Source organism: Nitrosospira sp. Nsp11 (assembly GCF_900142705.1).
Classification (GTDB): domain Bacteria; phylum Pseudomonadota; class Gammaproteobacteria; order Burkholderiales; family Nitrosomonadaceae; genus Nitrosospira.
The window spans coordinates 291,815-308,566 of sequence record NZ_FRBV01000002.1 but is presented as its reverse complement, the minus strand read 5'-3'; the positions used below and the strand labels follow the sequence as shown (position 1 = coordinate 308,566).

At 52.9% G+C, this 16,752-nt stretch carries 15 protein-coding genes and 2 tRNA genes; 8 read left to right on the top strand and 9 right to left on the bottom strand.

Annotated elements, in window-relative coordinates:
* Positions 1–163 precede the first annotated feature (163 nt).
* Complete coding sequence (locus tag BUA28_RS04410; protein WP_072766902.1) at positions 164–439, bottom strand: hypothetical protein; 276 nt, start codon at positions 437–439, stop codon at positions 164–166.
* A gap of 500 nt (positions 440–939) precedes the next feature.
* Between BUA28_RS04410 and BUA28_RS04405 the strand changes: the two genes are divergently transcribed.
* Entirely contained in the window at positions 940–1,128 is a 189-nt protein-coding gene (locus BUA28_RS04405) for a DUF4145 domain-containing protein (RefSeq protein WP_072766901.1), read from the top strand.
* Between the two features lie 10 nt (positions 1,129–1,138).
* Positions 1,139–1,351, top strand: a complete 213-nt coding sequence (locus BUA28_RS04400) for a hypothetical protein (RefSeq protein ID WP_072766900.1) — start codon at positions 1,139–1,141, stop codon at positions 1,349–1,351.
* Positions 1,352–1,519: 168 nt separating this feature from the next.
* On the opposite strand, the gene BUA28_RS04395 is transcribed toward BUA28_RS04400, so the two are convergent.
* From BUA28_RS04395 to BUA28_RS04370, 6 genes are all read right to left on the bottom strand, one after another.
* Positions 1,520–1,593: transfer RNA gene (locus BUA28_RS04395), tRNA-Cys, on the bottom strand.
* Between the two features lie 137 nt (positions 1,594–1,730).
* Positions 1,731–1,805 (bottom strand) — tRNA-Gly (locus tag BUA28_RS04390).
* A gap of 77 nt (positions 1,806–1,882) precedes the next feature.
* The gene (gene pgsA / locus BUA28_RS04385; RefSeq protein ID WP_025039798.1) at positions 1,883–2,455 is read right to left on the bottom strand and encodes a CDP-diacylglycerol--glycerol-3-phosphate 3-phosphatidyltransferase; all 573 of its coding nucleotides are present in this window, start codon (positions 2,453–2,455) and stop codon (positions 1,883–1,885) included.
* A 246-nt stretch (positions 2,456–2,701) separates the two neighbouring features.
* Complete coding sequence (uvrC, locus tag BUA28_RS04380) at positions 2,702–4,528, bottom strand: excinuclease ABC subunit UvrC (RefSeq protein WP_072766899.1); 1,827 nt, start codon at positions 4,526–4,528, stop codon at positions 2,702–2,704.
* A gap of 5 nt (positions 4,529–4,533) precedes the next feature.
* The gene (locus BUA28_RS04375) at positions 4,534–4,722 is read right to left on the bottom strand and encodes a tautomerase family protein (protein WP_025039800.1); all 189 of its coding nucleotides are present in this window, start codon (positions 4,720–4,722) and stop codon (positions 4,534–4,536) included.
* 7 nt (positions 4,723–4,729) lie between these two features.
* Positions 4,730–5,464 carry a uracil-DNA glycosylase gene (locus BUA28_RS04370; protein WP_072766898.1) on the bottom strand — a complete coding sequence of 245 codons (735 nt, stop codon included), beginning with the start codon at positions 5,462–5,464 and terminating at the stop codon, positions 4,730–4,732.
* 59 nt (positions 5,465–5,523) lie between these two features.
* On the opposite strand from BUA28_RS04370, the gene efp reads away from it, so the two are divergent.
* Positions 5,524–6,090, top strand: coding sequence for an elongation factor P (efp, locus tag BUA28_RS04365; protein WP_072766897.1), 567 nt, complete (start codon positions 5,524–5,526; stop codon positions 6,088–6,090).
* 31 nt (positions 6,091–6,121) lie between these two features.
* On the opposite strand, the gene BUA28_RS04360 is transcribed toward efp, so the two are convergent.
* Positions 6,122–7,372: an OprO/OprP family phosphate-selective porin gene (locus BUA28_RS04360; protein WP_256598234.1), complete on the bottom strand. Its 1,251-nt coding sequence runs from the start codon at positions 7,370–7,372 to the stop codon at positions 6,122–6,124.
* A gap of 475 nt (positions 7,373–7,847) precedes the next feature.
* Here BUA28_RS04360 and BUA28_RS04355 point away from each other — a divergent pair, with 475 nt between their 5' ends.
* Positions 7,848–8,249 carry a hypothetical protein gene (locus tag BUA28_RS04355; RefSeq protein WP_072766896.1) on the top strand — a complete coding sequence of 134 codons (402 nt, stop codon included), beginning with the start codon at positions 7,848–7,850 and terminating at the stop codon, positions 8,247–8,249.
* Between the two features lie 248 nt (positions 8,250–8,497).
* Entirely contained in the window at positions 8,498–9,136 is a 639-nt protein-coding gene (locus BUA28_RS16050; protein ID WP_218587224.1) for a Kazal-type serine protease inhibitor family protein, read from the top strand.
* Positions 9,137–9,341: 205 nt separating this feature from the next.
* On the opposite strand, the gene BUA28_RS04345 is transcribed toward BUA28_RS16050, so the two are convergent.
* Positions 9,342–10,235 carry a DMT family transporter gene (locus BUA28_RS04345; protein ID WP_256598233.1) on the bottom strand — a complete coding sequence of 298 codons (894 nt, stop codon included), beginning with the start codon at positions 10,233–10,235 and terminating at the stop codon, positions 9,342–9,344.
* A gap of 241 nt (positions 10,236–10,476) precedes the next feature.
* On the opposite strand from BUA28_RS04345, the gene BUA28_RS04340 reads away from it, so the two are divergent.
* The 3 genes from BUA28_RS04340 to BUA28_RS04330 all read left to right on the top strand — a co-directional run bounded on the left by BUA28_RS04340 (position 10,477) and on the right by BUA28_RS04330 (position 16,743).
* The gene (locus BUA28_RS04340; protein ID WP_072766895.1) at positions 10,477–11,361 is read left to right on the top strand and encodes a tetratricopeptide repeat protein; all 885 of its coding nucleotides are present in this window, start codon (positions 10,477–10,479) and stop codon (positions 11,359–11,361) included.
* A 141-nt stretch (positions 11,362–11,502) separates the two neighbouring features.
* The gene (locus tag BUA28_RS04335; RefSeq protein WP_072766894.1) at positions 11,503–12,081 is read left to right on the top strand and encodes a DNA-3-methyladenine glycosylase; all 579 of its coding nucleotides are present in this window, start codon (positions 11,503–11,505) and stop codon (positions 12,079–12,081) included.
* A 579-nt stretch (positions 12,082–12,660) separates the two neighbouring features.
* Positions 12,661–16,743 (top strand): Tc toxin subunit A-related protein, encoded by a 4,083-nt coding sequence (locus tag BUA28_RS04330; protein ID WP_072766893.1) that lies wholly within the window; start codon positions 12,661–12,663, stop codon positions 16,741–16,743.
* Positions 16,744–16,752 lie beyond the last annotated feature (9 nt).

Genomic DNA, 16,752 nt, shown 5'->3' with positions numbered 1-16,752 from the left:
CCTTGAGAATTTATCGTGGAATCGACACCACTTGTCTCTCGGAAGGGGTAAAGATCTCGGCGGGGGCACGACGCTTGATGAGGGATTCTACGAGGGGACGGGCACCGGGTGTTCGGTAGGTTCTCGCGATGTCCCAGTGCAGCGTCAGCGATAGAAACACCTTCTACATCTCCGGCGGCTCGAGACTCAGGCCCGACATTACCATGATCTCCAGTGGCGCAAGATGGCTCAGGTTGGACGCTCTTGCCATCACGTCCTGTTCCTGCAAAAGCTGGTACTGAAACACTTCCTCGTACATATCTTGGATCAGAAGATTCACGACCCTTTTTGGCCACCCCATCATCCACCGGTTTGCGATCTCGATTCCGATTTTCCCTGATTGAATTATCATTTCTCGGACTTGATCCGGGTATATGTCGGGGTTGTACAATAATTGCATTTTTGTTCTCCTGATTCGTTTCAGGTGTTTGAACGGGTCGCTTTCTCGCAAATGGGGCAGGATGCCTATTCGAAGTATCTCAAAACGGGCAGGCTTGAGAGCGGGACAAATAAATGCTTATGTTTGGCAGATTATGGTAATACTGCTGTTAAGTTTATTGGAACGTTTTAAAGAACCAAGTTTTAGGACACGCTATACATTATTTGTGCTTTTTTCCATCTATTTAAGTTAGATACGATGACTACTACCATGATTCCCGCTGTGCCGAAGGGCAAAGCGCATTGCAATACTTGCGGTGGAGACCGAAACCACGATGTTCTTCACACAGAGCAAACGAGCTGGCACGACGATGAGCAAGAGATTTATGGCAGCGATCGGTATGAGACACTCAAGTGTTGCGGATGCGAGGGCATCAAGCTTCGGCATATATCCCACTTCTTTGAATATGATGAACCGAAAGTCTATTATTTTCCACCAGCGATTTTTCGCCAAATCCCCGAATGGTTCACTGGTTTGAGATTGAACTTAAACCCGAAGATAAGTTTGTTGAAGAGTTTTTGAACGAAATCTACGTCGCACTTCAAAACAATCTTCCCCGGCTTGCAACTATGGGTGTCCGCGCTCTGCTTGAGAAAATCATGATCTCAAAAGTAGGCGACCAAGGAACTTTTTGGGAAGCACATCGCTGAATTCGAAAAGTTGGGTCATATTTCCAAGCTTCAACGCCAGTGGCTCGAAACCATTTTGGATGCGGGTTACGCGGCTATTCACCGCGCATATGCGCACGAGGTGAGAGATGTTGTCACGTTGCTGGACATTACAGAACACATCATCGAATCAGTGTTTCTTCATGAACGTAAGATTGAACAACTGAAGAAGAAGGTTCCCGCTAAAGTAAAAAAGCAACCGTAATTTCCGCTCAGGAAAGAACTTCTTAGTAAATTTCTTACCACTAAAATTACCACGATTATAGCTCGGACTCAAGAGGATGTTACTGGATAAACTCGGACTACAAATAAGAGAAAAATCCTATAAATACGGGGGCTACCTGACGTTATAGGACTGGTTCGGATATAAAAATGGAGGCGGGGGTCGGAATCGAACCGGCGTCCACGGCTTTGCAGGCCGCTGCATGACCACTCTGCCACCCCGCCATTGCTGCGTTACGCAAACTGGTTACGTTGCACCGTTGCAGTGCGATAGGGAAAACTAAAAAGGGAAAACGGATTTCAGCAAGGGCGCAGAATATGCAAACGATGCCTCATGCAGATGAATCCATTTTCCCACTGACTGGAGCGGGAAACGAGGCTCGAACTCGCGACCCCAACCTTGGCAAGGTTGTGCTCTACCACTGAGCTATTCCCGCAAAAAAACAATCTGGCATTATAAGGATGCTGCTGTCTTTGTCAAGAAAAGGCGATGCAAGAGCAGGATTGGGACGTTTCAGCCATGCTTCAACGCCTGGGGTATTGCGACTTTAAGATAGTAGGCCATTGACCATAATGTCAGTACTGCCGCCAGATAGATCAGCCATGTGCCCACTTCCTGCGGGTTGAAATTTTCACCTATTTTTTCGTGATACAACAGCAGCGGAATGGCCGCCATTTGCGAGGTAGTTTTCAGTTTTCCCAAAAAGGAAACCGCCAGATTTTTTCCTTTGCCAATTTGCGCCATCCACTCGCGCAGCGCTGAAATGGTAATTTCACGGCCGATAATGATGAAGGCGATAAGTGCGTCAAGCCTGCTCAGGTAGACCAGAACGATCAACGCCGCCGCCACCATCAACTTATCCGCCACCGGGTCAAGAAATGCCCCAAAAGCCGAAGTCTGGCGGAGTACTCTCGCAAGGTAGCCATCCAGCCAATCGGTGATGGCGGCCACGGTAAAGATAATGGTGGAAATCAGGTTCTGCTCGGACGGGGACAACCATGTCGAGGGAAAGTAGAATATGCCCACGAATAGCGGAATCGCCAAGATGCGCATCCACGTCAGCACGTTGGGCAGGTTAAGAGGCATAAGGATCAGTATATGCCATTAAGGTGCTGCTTTGATGAACCCGGTTGCGAACCTTCGATTCAAATTGTATTGTTACCCTGCCTCGTCGCGACACTGCTTTTTGCTCAAATAAATATTCCCTCTCATATCAGTCTATGGGGGTCAACATTTTTGGATACGCCTCAGCGGCAATATGCTGTCCCAAGTTCGGGACGTCTATATGGCTGGAACTGGAATAGGCTCTTTGCAATCAGTGCACCTCTGCAATCAGTGCAATTCCCTGTAAATTTTTTCTGCCAGCGCACGGCTGATACCATCCGCCTGCTGCAATTCTTCAATGCTTGCGGTCTGCACGCCTTTCAGCCCGCCAAACCGCGCCAGCAAGCTTTGACGGCGCTTGGCGCCGACGCCATCAATTTTCTGTAAACTTGAGCTGGTGCGGGATTTACCAAGTTTGGCGCGGTGGCCGTAAATTGCAAAACGGTGAGCTTCATCCCGAATCTGCTGAATCAGATGCAACCCGGGATGGTCCCTTGGCAATTGTAGCGGCTTTTCCGCTCCCGGGAAAATCAATTGTTCCAATCCGGGCTTGCGCGCTTCACCTTTGGATACGCCCAAAAGATTGGCGTCATTCAGCCCAAGCTCGACCAGTACATCTCGCGCAACGCTGACCTGGCCTCTGCCGCCATCGATCAGAATCAGATCAGGAAGACTCCCCTCGCCTTCGGCAACTTTTTGATAGCGCCGGGAAAGGACATCGCGCATAGCGGCGTAATCATCTCCCGGCGTTATGCCGGTAATATTGTAGCGGCGATATTCGCTGTTGCGCATGGCGAAATTGTCGTAAACCACGCAGGATGCGATAGTCGCTTCACCCAGCGTATGACTGATGTCAAAACACTCGATGCGGCCAAGACCCGAACCCGACATATCCAGAGCCTGTTGCAAGGCTTGCAGACGCTCCTCCTGGCTGGCCTGCCGGCTCAGCATCTGCTCCAGCGCCAGTCGCGCGTTTTCCGCGGCCATATCCAGCCACATGCGCCGTTCGCCGATCGGATTACAGTTGATAACTACCTTATGGCCAGACTGCTCGGCGAGCGCAGCTTGAAGTATGTCCCGCTGAACTTTCTCGCCGACGATGATAAGATTTGGCACGCTCCGGTTGAAATAATGCTGGGTCAAAAAAGCCTCCACCATTTCGGGCGGGTCGTACCCTTCCGCATTTTGTGGAAAAAAACTCTTGTCTCCCAAATGGCGCCCTCCCCTTACCATGGCAAGATTGACGCACGCCCTTCCCCCACCGTTGGCCTCGGCAACACAGGCAACCACATCGGCATCCAGCGCCTTGCCGCTATCGACGAACTGTTTTTCCCGAATTTTTCGCAGTGACTGAATCTGGTCGCGAAACAATGCAGCCTGCTCATACTCCTGGGAATCCGCGGCTTCCCGCATTTTTCTGGCGATGCTTTCCAGAACCTCGGTCTGTTTGCCCTGCAAGAAAAGCTCCGCGTCTCTGGCATCCTCTTTATATGCTTGGGCTGTGATCAGATCGACGCAAGGCCCGCTGCAGCGCTTGATCTGATAGAGAAGACAAGGGCGGGTGCGGTTGCTGAATACGCTATCCTCGCAAGTACGAATCCGGAATACTTTTTGCAGAAGCTGTATGCTCTCTCTCACCATCCCCGCATTCGGAAACGGGCCAAAGTAACGATGGTTCTTATCCAGTGCGCCGCGGTGAAACCCAAGCCGGGGAAAACGATGGCCGCTCAATATCACGTACGGATATGATTTATCATCTCTAAACAGGATGTTAAATCGAGGAGTTAAATTTTTTATTAAGTTGTTTTCGAGCAGCAGCGCTTCCGCTTCCGAGCGGGTCACCGTGGTTTCTATTCCGGCGATTTGGGAAACCATCAGTTGCATGCGGGGCCCCAAGCCGCTTTTCTGAAAATACGAGGAAACGCGTTTTCTGAGATCGATAGCCTTGCCGACATACACCACCTGCCCTGCCGCATTCATCATGCGGTAGACTCCCGGCTGCGATGGCAGGCTCGAATAAAATGCTTTGGCGTCGAAAGTAGATTCTACCGCCAAGGCAATCAGTCCCCCTCACCCAGCAGTTTTCCCCCGATGGCCCAACTTTCGTGAGGCAATTCATCGAAAGCAATATAGGTGTAGGATTTCGGTTTGTGTGCGACTCGCTCGAGCGTATCGGTTATCTCCTGGGCAATCTGTTTCTTCTGCTCGCGGCTGAGCGTGCCGGCAATGCGTATGTTGACGTAGGGCATGGGTTAGTTAGTCTCCAGTTTGCTGATGAAAAGCCAGGTCGCTGCAAATTTTCGCAAATACCTGTTCGAACATCTCTGCGGTCAGACGCCGGGTCTGGGTATTGTAACGGCTGCAATGGTAGCTGTCATATAGTGTCAAGCTGTTGGGTTTCAAGCTGTTGGGTTTCAAGCTGTTGGGTTTCAAGCTGTTGGGTTTCAAGCTATCGGATGCCACGCAGGCAGTTAATTCATGTGTAGCGCCATGGCCGAAAGGAAAAGCTTTTCGCTTGAGCCCCAGTGCCATGAGCGTTGCCTGATGAGCAACCCCGCCAAGAGCGAGCAGCGCGGTGCCGCCGTCTTTTGCGAAATCAGCAATCTCGGCTGCGAGGTATCCATTACATTGTCTGATCTCGCCTGGCTCGGGTTTGTTTTCGGGAGGAAGACATTTGACTGCGTTAGTAATGCGGCAATGCGTGAGCTGCAAGTTATCTTCCACCGAAGCCGAACCTTCATGGTTGGCGAAGCCGAATTTATATAAGGTCCGGTATAACAAAATCCCCGCAAAATCACCCGTAAAGGGCCGGCCGGTGCGATTTGCTCCATGCATTCCGGGAGCCAGGCCAATAATGAGGAGCTTGGGCACCACATCTCCAAAAGCCGGCACAGGGCGGGCGTAATAATCCGGATAACGAATTTTTACTTCGTCCAGAAATCGGGACAACCGGTGACATTGGCGGCAATCCGCCGAGAACGTTGATTGCATGGGGTTATCGAGAGCTTTTTATAGTAAGATGCGCGTTTTCTTGATTCACTGGAACAATAATGGCTAAAGTTCTTGCAACGGAAATCCGTGTCGGTAACCTGATCGAGTGGGACAAGCGCATCTGGCGCGTCCTGAAATGTTACCACGTTCATGTTGGAGGCCGAGGGGGGGCATTCATGCAGGTAGAGATGAAGGATATCGAAGCAGGCACTAAAACCAACCAGCGCATCCGAACTGACGACAAAGTGGAACGCGCTTTTGTCGAGCCGCGCGACATGACTTTTCTCTACCAGGAAGGTGACAATTATATTTTCATGGATAAGGAAAACTACGAGCAATTGGGCCTGTCGCAGGAATTTCTTGAGGGTCAGTATGAATACCTGCTGCCGAATACAGACGTGCAAGTCAATTTCCACCACGATCGCGCAATCGGCGTACAGCTTCCCTCCAGCGTAGTGTTGACTATTACGGACACCGAACCCAACTTGAAAGGAGCGACCGCCACCAGTTCCTACAAGCCCGCTAAAATGGAGACCGGGCTTGTTGTCATGGTTCCGCCATTCGTCCTCCAGGGCGAAAAGATCAAAATCAATACGGACAGCGGCGAATATATCGAACGGATGTAACAAGACAGATCATCCCCGCTTCTCGCCCTCATCAAAAACTTAGCTGGGTACGGAAGGAAATAACGGAAGGACTGTCCCTACGGTTTGGTGTGCCGGCGCCGGCGTTTCCGAGTTCTGCTTCGGTAAGATAATAATTGAGCATTAATCTTACCCCTTCCCGAACATACCAGTTCACTCCCAGCGTGAGTATCTGGACCTGGCATCTGGTTGTGCCCGTGCCACACGGATTCTCAACCAGACTTTGATCCTTGTTCTCGACAGCATCATACCGCGCAGCAAGTTCAATCGCTCCCCATTTCCTGCTCGGCTTGGGCTTGCCGAAAGCGCCGCGCTCTTTCCGGTAGACCGTCCTTTCACCGGTTACAAACCAGCTCGCCTGTACGTAATATGCCCGAACGTGAGAGTCCTTCTGCGCCCCCTCTAATAGATGAGTATTGTCGAGTTTTACGGCTGCGTATTCTCCTTGCAAATTGACAGGCCCAATCGCATAAGCTGCTTCCAGTGCCCACGTGGTCTCGCTATGATTATCAGATAAACCCGCCGCGGCACCGGCGGAGCCAAAGGATTGACTGAAACCGCGACGCCCACCATAAATATCAACGACTCTCGCCGAAAGTGACCCGGCATCTTCTGTATCGACGCTGTAAGAGAAGCCAAAATGAAGGGTATCGCCTTCTTGCGAGCGGGGCACCCAGAATAGTCTGCCGCCATAGCTTGAGCCCTTGATAGGCATACCGAGGTTCGTCAGGCTCATGATATTCATAGCATAACCGAGCTGGTCCGCAAAAATACCCTTGTAGCCGACGCCCATCAGCCACTGCCGCCCCGCATAAATGCCGGTGGACGAGGTTGAAGGGCGCTCCATCATCGTAATTTCATTTGAGCTGGTCAGTTCTTCCATGCCACGATAAGCCTTGAACTGGCCGACCGTGAGTTGACCCGGTCCCATTTTGGCGGCGACCCAGGCTTCCCGAAGGCTGCCAGGAAACGTTCCGGCCGCAAAATCGTTCTGAAATTTGAAGCTGAGGTCATAAAATCGGGCGGTTACATCGGTATAGCCGCGGCGAAAATTGAAACCGCTGCGAGGCTGACCATCGGGTACCTGGCTTCCGAAAGCGGGATAAGCGGGATCAGCTTTGTCGTTGTTGAACGAGTGCACGTCGAGATGAGCGCGAGCACCGAAAACCATTTCAAAATTGCCATCATCCGTCCTGATTTTAGGGCTACCTTTAGTGTCAATGACAAACGCATGAGCCGAGCCAATGTTTGCGCCTATTGACACAACCAGAGCGCAACATTTCAAGATTTTATTTATCGTTTCGGCTGTGAATTTAATTGGAGGGCCCCGGTTTGCTTTGTCTCTTTGTCTTTGTGGTGCGGAATCGCATAATTCGTATGTACATAGGTGAACCCTGCCTTGGAGCGCCTGCCTGCCACAGGCCCATCATGTCGTTGGATGTGAGTGTAATAGAGCGCTGAACGATGGCGCATTGAACATTTGAGATGCGCCGTCCAATATCACCCTGACCCATACTGAGCTTGGTACAGGAACAGTTCACTCAACTTTTTTCAATATTATCAGTAAAAACATCGGCATTGAATTGGCATGCAGACTTCCTGGCCAGCGAGTATCGCGTGATGCCCGGTTATCCTGGAATGGAAAGCGTATTTGGTGTGGTACCGCACTGAAGAGTTGCGAGACGGCACGTAATCTTTCAAACACAGCAATATTGCTGGTTAGACAAGAAGGAACAGCCATGAAATTATTCTCTACATCATCTTTTTTAGCTTTGGCCAGCACGGCGGTATTCAGCGTTGCAGGCATAGCGCAGGCCCAATACGGCGGCAGCACATCCGGTCAGGGAAGTTCAGCCGGCCAAAGCGGCTCTACCAGCAGTAGTTCTACCGATAGTAGCAGCGCTTCCGGCCAGGGTAATTCCCAACCCACTTCAGGTGGAACTGCCAAGCCTTATGACGCTACTGGCGCTACTGGCGGAGTGGACACAGGATATGTGGATCAGCAAAAAAGAGATGAACGGAACAGAGATGCTGCGTCGCCGAGCAAAGATTCACACGTACCCGACTTCCCTGTGGATAAAGAAGGAAAACCGAAAAAAGATCCCAAGTATGAGCAAGGGGGACCTATCGGTCCAAACTAATCCGATATAACAAAAATTGCCTCGGATTTCAGACGTGAACATCCTGATTGCTGCGGCCGGGCCAATTGGGGCCGCAGCGCCATTCCGCAGGCTATGCTGTTGCCCGGTATAGGGCGCCGCCCTTGAGGTCTTCTTGAGATCCAAAGGTTTACCGGGTGCTGATCATTAGGTGGGTGGTAAGGTCTGGAGTGTTAGGCGCGCGTCGCCGGCCTGCTTATCCCTGCGTCCTCGCTAGTCAGTAAAGAAAATTGAAAAAATTAATTTATATTTTGGCAGGGTTCAGCCTTCTTTCAAATGCATCTTCGTTTGCCGAGGATGGTAATACGGCCGGTGCCGTTATTATCCGCGTTGGCAGCACCAACGACAATGTGGATCCTGCATCGCTGGAATTGGTAAAAAAAGCGGTCGGCAATGCCATTGCCTCTGATACCGTCGATACCTTCGATGTTTATTATCCCAGAGCGGATGGACCGACATCAACCAAGGTTGGCTTATCCGCTTGCGCGGAAGCAGGCCTTAGCTCAACACCGCGTGAATTTCGCAATTTCGTCGAGCAACTGCGTTCTATTCGTCCCAAACCCGGAACCTTTGTCAAGGTGGAATTAACGGATCGTTGCAAGGAAATCGAACCCATCGAGCCATTAGACTGTGGCGGACTTCTGGGAACGTTATGTCCCGATGCGCAATACTGCGAGGTCGGTGCCGGGCAATGCAAAATTCGCGATGCGCAGGGAACGTGCAAGGCCATCCCCAGCACCTGTACCAAGGAGCACAGGCCTGTTTGCGGTTGCGACGGCAAGACCTACGGAAACGCATGTGAAGCGGCACGCGCAGGCGTCTCCGTGGAGCATCACCAGAAATGCGAGCTCGAAGAATTGGTGCGATGACATACAAAGAGCAGATGCGGTCAATCTAAAGACAAGAGGTGAAGGCAGCAACTCGTTTATAAGTATTTGCTGCTCTTAGCCGGTTTATGTTTCTGTTGGTGCACCGCAAGCCATTGCGTCCTCTAGCCCTGACTCGAATGATTTGATAGTGGCTGGGTCAAGGGACCCCGGCAAAGTGCCAGTGCTCCATCGTGCTGGCTGTCATTCACAGTCCATCGCATTTGCTAATTTGCCTGGAAGCGCCGGCAGACTGGCGTAATCTCGCAGCCATGATACCCGCGGCTACGATCAAGCCCATGCCGAGCAGCGCAATTCCTGTCACCGGGTCGCTGAATAGCAGCACGCCATATACGTAGGACCATGCAATACTCAGGTACTGGAGGCTGGCATTGACGAGTATGCGGCCAGTAGCGTAGGCCCGCGTCATCAGCAATTGTGCGAGGGTTGCCAGCAAACCGACAGCGAGCAACATGCCGAGACCTTTGAGAGTATGGGCGTGCCAACCGCTGGCCAGGGGCACGACCGCCGCGCCCGCGCAGATACTGCACAACGAGAAATAAAATACGACACGTGCCTCCGGCTCGCCGGCCCTGCCAAGAGCAACTACCTGCAGGTAGGCCAGCGCGGTAAGCAGGCCCGACAGCAGGCCCATCAGGCCTCCGCTTAACTGATTCCCTTCCATGGCGGGCTGGAGGATGCAGATTACACCGGCGAAACCGGCAAGCACTGTACATGCCAAACGAATATCAACCTTGCCGCCTCCACTGAGAACGGACCTGACGAGTAGCAGCAGCGTCATCCAGATTGGGGACATGTAGTTCAATGTCACCGCAGTGGAAAGCGGCAAAGCGCTGATCGCATAAAACCAGAGACCGAGTGCGCATACGCCGGTCAGGCTCCTCCAGAAGTGCATTGCCGGCATACGGGTGCGAAGCGTTTGGCCATGTGCGCGCGTAAGCAATATCATGGCGGCTGTCCCAATGACGCCACGGTAGAACACGATTTCGGCTGTACTATAGTCCGCGGAAGCGAACTTCACACACATACCCATCGTTGCGAAAAGCAAAGTTGCGGCAATCATCAGCATGGGTGGCGACATTCTTCCTTCCTTTTCGAAGATGCGCGTTTTGGCGCTTGCCGCCTCGCCGACGCGGTGAGCTAACCTGTAAGATATTACAGCTATTCATGTCCGCTAATCCCGAGTTAAATTGCCGTCATTGTGGAAAACCGTTCACAAGCTGTAATCATTGTGGAGGTATAGTGAAGGCGGATAAGCAAGGGAACCCGCTGTGCGCCACCATGGCCCCAAGGAATTCTCTGCAGAATGCGGAGGAATCCTTGTGACGCATCATCCTGGGCCGGTCACCGCGCAGAACAATCCAGTGGTGATGCGTTATGTGGAAAAGAAACCTGCTGAAGCCGAAACACTTCTGGAAGAAGCGCTACTGCTGTCGAAGCAGCGAAGGGAAGGCCTGCGCGATCTCGATGTAGCAGTCAGCCTGAGCAATACGGCTGAGAATCATCACGCGCGGGGAAACCTGGAGTTGGCTGCGCCGCTTTTTCTGCGTGCGTTGAACATTCGGGAAAAATCCCTCGGGCCGAATCATCCCGAGGTTGCTGTGAACCTGCATAACCTGGCTACGCTCTACCGCGATCAAAAGCGCTATGCGCAAGCCGAGCATCTCCTTCAGCGGGCGCTGGAGATTTCGGAAAACAGGTTCGGGCCGGATAATCCGATTGTAGCGATATGCCTGAACAACCTGGCTGAGATGCAGCGCGAATTGGGGCAGTTTCAAAACGCAGCAATCCTGCTTGCGCGAGCATTGCAGATAGGCGAGAAAACGTTAGGCCCGCACCATCCCGATGTTGCTACGAATTTAAATAACCTTGCATTGCTTCATCTCGCGCAACGGCAGTATGCACAGGCCGAGCCACTTCTTAAGCGGGCGCTGAAGATTTCAAAAAAAACCTTGGGTCCGCATCACCCCGATGTTGCCACCACCCTGCACAATCGGGGTGCGCTGTATGCGGGCCAGGCTCGATATACGCAAGCGGAACGGCTTTATAAGCGGGCATTGAGGATAAATGAAAGGAGCCTCGGCCCAAACCATTTGAGTGTAGCCATAACGCTAAAGAGTCTGGCCATGCTATATCGGCTTACACATCAGCCAGAAAAAGCGGAGTCTTTCGAAAAGCGGGCATTGGCTATTTCATCGATAGGCTGATAGCCGTTTAAACAATGGCGCGAATCCTTTCATAAACCGGAAATTCCGCCTAACCCGGTTTTTTTCTAGAACGGCCAAAAAACGTCCAACACGTCCAGGAGACGGTTTCGGTTCTCAGGCTATCGGTATAAAATTGCTGGCATGAATGTAATCTCACCATCATTTATTGACTTTTTTTCCGCTTCCTCCGTTGACGTGGCTCGGTCCGTGATAGGTGCAACCTTATTTCTCGATGGGGTCGGGGGACGCATTGTAGAGGTGGAAGCATATGATCACGAAGATCCTGCGTCGCACAGTTTTGGCGGGCCCACCAAGCGTAACATTGTAATGTTCGGCCCGCCCTGTCGAGCCTATGTCTATCGGTCCTACGGAATCCACTGGTGCCTCAATTTCGTTTGCCGTACGGAAGGACATGGCGCAGGTGTCCTGATTCGCGCAATCGAACCGCTCGCTGGACTGGAGACCATGCGGACGCGGCGCGGTCTTAACGATGTGCGTCTCCTTTGCTCCGGCCCGGGGCGTGTCTGCCAGGCGCTCGGTATAACGAGTGAACATAGCGGTATGCCCATTGACGCACTACCATTTCAACTCACACTCCCCCATTCAGAGGAACAGATTTCAATCGTGACGGGCCCGCGCATCGGTATTTCAAAAGCCGCGGATGTGCCTTGGCGATTCGGTCTTACCGGGTCTCGTTTCCTGAGCCGCCCGTTTCGTTGACCTTGGATTACTTATCTACCTCCCTCTCCCAATCTCGGGTCATGGAAAACTCATCGCCAGAAATCCGCTTTTAATCGCAGCTTTCTTCTAATTGCTGACGCTTTGGCTTAAATACTTCCCAGTTTTCTGGCAGCCTATATCCCTGCTTTGATCGTTCAGAAACCGTCGTCGCTCGAGCTCGGCGGGCGCGCCCATAATGTGAAAAACCAGTTTTCCGCTTGGGGTCGTGAACCTGCGCTGATAATCGCGGACTGAACAGAACCCGCCTAATCGTGTCCTTGTCAGCCTTTTTGGCCCAATGATAGCGATCCGTTTCTCACGTTTACGCATGTCGATACCGCCTCGATTCCGTTACCGGCAATTTGGGGCAACCTATCCTCTTGGGACACTCCTTCGGTTACTTTTTTATTGAGGCAACGCAGACACTACTTGCTTGCTATTTTAATTCTGTGATCTATAAAACAAAGGAAGGATGTTTTATCCCTTTGAAAATATAAATATGCAGTCGAAGCGCGCTTGCCCGCTTGCCCCCTATAGTAAAAGTAAATTTTAAAAACGCCGATCAACGAGGAATCAGCTATGGCAACCAAGTACCTCAGTAATTATTACAGTTACAAAGTCGTCCCGCAGGTTTTCGGCTTCCAGGTTGCCGAAGTTGATCCGAAGTTGGCGCTGGAAAAACAGGTACAGGGGCATCTCGCGAACGGGCATCGTTATTTTTTCCAGGACGAGTTCCAGAACGCCCTGAGTGAGTATCAGACAGCCTACTCCCTGCTGCACAAGTTCCTTCATCCCTATTTCCCGGTCAATGTCACCGCTATCGCTACCTCGGTGCTCCAGCAGATGCAACTGACGGACGTGATGGTTACCGCTGCCGCTCAGGTTGCGAAGTACCGCTCTGCCGTCGCAGACCGTCCGATAGTAGCGCCCGGTAATCCCCCGCAGGAAATCTCATCCATCGTGCAGAAGTTCGGTGGCACGGGGAGCGCTGTTGCGGCATCGCCTGCGTCCGTCCTTTATGAACAAGCTTCGACGTATCTTCAGGCTGGAGCTACCGCCGAAGCCCGGCCCATCATTCAGCAGGCGCTCGAACTCAATGGGGGACGTGACCGCGAACTGGAGTCGAATCTCATGGTCGCGTCCGGCATAGCGGCCGTGCAGCAAAGTGAATTTGATAACGCTCGCGACAGTTTCGCGAAAGCATTCCAGCTTGCGCAGCGCACAGGCGCGGGTATTGAGCCGGCGAACATACCTGGCATGCCCGGCGCGGTGGTCGCACCCGGAACGCCCGGCGCAGCTGCCGCTGCAGCGGCCGGGCAAGCGCCGCAAACTCCGGGACTCGGGGCAATCAGCAACAATCTCGGTGTCGTGGCGGCCTTGGCCGGGGATGCGCGTAGTTCCGGCGTTGCTTTCCAGGCAGCGGGAGACTCCGTCCCCTTGTCGTTTGGGCGCACGCTTTCGCAACCGCTCAACCCCGGTACAGCTACCGCAATGCAGAGGCCGATGGGCAGTGAGGGACTCGGCCTCATCCTTAATTCTCCATCCGGGTCCAACCAATATTTGGACGTATCGCCGGCAGTTTCCCTCACCAGCGGCGCTCAGCAATTTGGGGTCTTCAAAGGCGATCAGATTATCAGCGTCGATCTTCAAAGCAACGCGGCCGCAAACCTGACTGCAAGCATCTACCAACCTCGAATCAGCGCAAGCACGCTCGCGGCACTTGCCACTTTCGAAATCATCGAAACCAATTTCATCGCTTATATCCCGCACACCTACGGCTTCACCATTCCGTTGAGTCTTGGCGATTGCCATCTGGAACTGGGCGATTATGAAGAAGCGATCACCTGGTACGAAAAGGCTCGCGACTATCAATACCTGAACCAGGCCATTGAAGCGCCGATGGTCTGGTTGAAACTGGCCAATGCATACACCAGGTGGGGTAATTTTCTGTTTGAATCCGGTAAGAAGGCCGAAGCCAGAACGAAATACGAACAGATCGTCCGTCTGACCAACCCCATCCTGGATCCGGCCTCGGCGCTCTACAAGTCGCCGGTGTTCGACGGATTGACGGCACAGGTACAAGCCATTCTCGCTGCGCCGCAGCCTTTGGATGCCGAAGTGCACAACCCGTCCATCGCAGCGGTGGTATTGCTTGCCAAACTCAACATTCAGAACATCGAGGATGGGATCGACTTTCCATTGCTCAGCCTGGCCCGCGAGCAAGTCCCTGTATTTCGCTTCGACTACTTGCAAAATACCGCGCGTTATTTCGCCGAGCATGCGATTCAGGCGGAGCGGACTTACATCAATTTCAAGACCAGTGCCGAGCAGGAGGAATTCCAGCGCTCCATGCTGCAAAACGCGGTCGATTTGGAGGCGGCGAACGAACAACTCGAGATCAAGAAAGTTGAAATTGCGCAAGAACAGAAGGAAGCAATCGAGGCGAACCAGGCCTACGCGAATACGCAACTCGAAAACGCCAGGGATCTAAAAACGGAATATGCGGACGTGAGTCTCGAAGAGATGGCTTTAGACTCCGAGATCACGTATGTCGGTGCCCCTACGACCGAGTACGATTTCTCGGGCTATGAGGGATATGGAATCTCGAACGGGACCCACCGTGTCGATGAAGTGCTCCGTACGCTGACACAGCGTCGGAGCGAAATCTCGCGCGAGTTCGAGCTCAATAACATGGATCGCCGGATCAGCGAGCTGGAGGCTGCGAAGAAAGTCGCGGATGAGCAGGTGGACATCGCGACCAAGCAGAAAGAGGCCGCCGATATCCAGAAGAATATCGCCACGCTGCGCAAGCAGCAGGCCGAGCAGCAACTCGCGCTGTTCGACTCGCAGGAGTTTACGCCTGACCTCTGGAATCGCCTGGCGAACGAGATTCGCCAGATCTCCCAGTCATACCTCAGCCAGGCTATCGTGATAGCACGGCTGATGGAACAGGCTTACGAGTATGAGGTGGGCAAAGCAGTGAATATCATCAAACCCTCGTACAACCGGAACGACCTGGCCGGTCTTCTGGGTGGCGATTTTCTGCTTCAGGACATCGATTCGTTTACCTTCATGCGGATTATCCTGGGCGAGAAAAAACAGCCGATGAAGGAAATCATCTCCCTGGCGGATCGCTACCCGGTTCAGTTCCTGCGTGATTTTCAGCGGACAGGGACCATGGGTTTCCGTACCGAGCTGAGCGACTTTGACCGGAACTACCCCGGCGCCTACCTGCAGCGCATCAAGCGCGCCGAGGTGATTGTCGAAGGGTTGATCGGCCGTGGCGGAATACACGCGAGTCTGACCAACACCGGACTATGCCTGTCACGCATGCGCAATGGGGGCATCAAGATGCGGTTGCTACAACCGGAAACGCTGCTGGTGTCGCAATATCGTATCGCTGCGGACGCCGTGATATTCACGCCGGATGTCGAGATGTTGGGCATTTTCGAACACAGCCCGGTCTCAACTTCATGGATCTTCGAGCTCAATCCAGCGGCAAACGACATCATTCTGAATTACATTACCGACATAAAGCTCGTGCTTTATTACGAGTCGTTTTTTGATCCGAACCTGAAGCCGATGGTACTGGAAGAGCTCGCGGTCGAGCAGACGAATGCCGGACGCCGCACCGTCGCACTCCGGTACGAGCTTTTCGACGAGTTCTTCGCGTTCCAGGATACCGGCGAGGTGACGTTCACACTTCGATCGACCATGCTTCCTTTCTATCATACCGATCCACGCGTACGCGAACTCACCTTCCTGATCGAAACGGACGAGGGCGTAGAGCCGGGGAACCTCATTGTCAAGGTATCCACAGCGGATGGCACTGCGGCCACCCAAACCACGACTGCGGACGGCGCGCTTTCGACGGGTGGATCGAACCCGCTTAACGCGTTCATCGGCAAACCGTGGTTGCAGGAGTGGAAGATTTCGATTCCGATGGCGGAGAACCAGGCCCGGTTCGATGCCGGCTTTGCATGGTCGCAGGTGCAAAACATCGTAATGACGACCGAGTACGAATTCACTCCTCGCCGCATTCCCGGTCAGCCCTACCTGTTGCTGCTGGATCGTTTCGATGCGGACACGCTTGCGGATTTTGATGTTATCGATGATCCGCAAGCCACGGAGTCGGCGCCCTCGGAGTGGATCTTCAATGCTGAGGCGCATCGCATTGATCAGCTGTCGGATATCCATGGAGGTGCGTTTGAAGCCGGGGCGACAGGACCTGACAAGCCCGGTACCTATCTCCTTCGGAAAACAACAGCCACACTGCCAACAATCCAGAATTGCATCGTGGCTGTCGATGTCAGCTCTGAAGACAACGACGGTATCGGCGTGGTATTTCGCTGGCAGGACGCCGACAACTTCTACTACTTCCTGATGGATCAGGAGCGCAACTATCGGCGGATGGGCAAGAAGGTGGCTGGCGTATTCCAGGAACTCGATACCGCCGCGCTCGACGCGACTCGCGGATACGACGCCGGTACAAGCTATGCGTTGAAGGTACGCATCAGTGGAACCCAGTTGAATGCGTACTTGAATGACGAACTCGTATTGTCGGGGCAGGATGCGTCGCTACCCAATGCAGGGCGCGCCGGGCTTTTCTGCTGGGGCAGCGCAGGAGCACACTTCGACAACTTCCGCATCGTCGATCTCTGAAACGAAGAG

Bases quoted from the DNA above. Each gene is read 5' to 3' on its own strand.
- BUA28_RS04375 (WP_025039800.1), bottom strand. From the start codon at position 4,722: ATGCCCTACGTCAACATACGCATTGCCGGCACGCTCAGCCGCGAGCAG.
- BUA28_RS04405 (WP_072766901.1), top strand. From the start codon at position 940: ATGGTTCACTGGTTTGAGATTGAACTTAAACCCGAAGATAAGTTTGTT.
- BUA28_RS04335 (WP_072766894.1), top strand. From the start codon at position 11,503: ATGAATGTAATCTCACCATCATTTATTGACTTTTTTTCCGCTTCCTCC.
- BUA28_RS04330 (WP_072766893.1), top strand. From the start codon at position 12,661: ATGGCAACCAAGTACCTCAGTAATTATTACAGTTACAAAGTCGTCCCG.
- efp (WP_072766897.1), top strand. From the start codon at position 5,524: ATGGCTAAAGTTCTTGCAACGGAAATCCGTGTCGGTAACCTGATCGAG.
- BUA28_RS04370 (WP_072766898.1), bottom strand. From the start codon at position 5,464: ATGCAATCAACGTTCTCGGCGGATTGCCGCCAATGTCACCGGTTGTCC.
- pgsA (WP_025039798.1), bottom strand. From the start codon at position 2,455: ATGCCTCTTAACCTGCCCAACGTGCTGACGTGGATGCGCATCTTGGCG.
- BUA28_RS04410 (WP_072766902.1), bottom strand. From the start codon at position 439: ATGCAATTATTGTACAACCCCGACATATACCCGGATCAAGTCCGAGAA.
- BUA28_RS04345 (WP_256598233.1), bottom strand. From the start codon at position 10,235: ATGTCGCCACCCATGCTGATGATTGCCGCAACTTTGCTTTTCGCAACG.
- BUA28_RS04355 (WP_072766896.1), top strand. From the start codon at position 7,848: ATGAAATTATTCTCTACATCATCTTTTTTAGCTTTGGCCAGCACGGCG.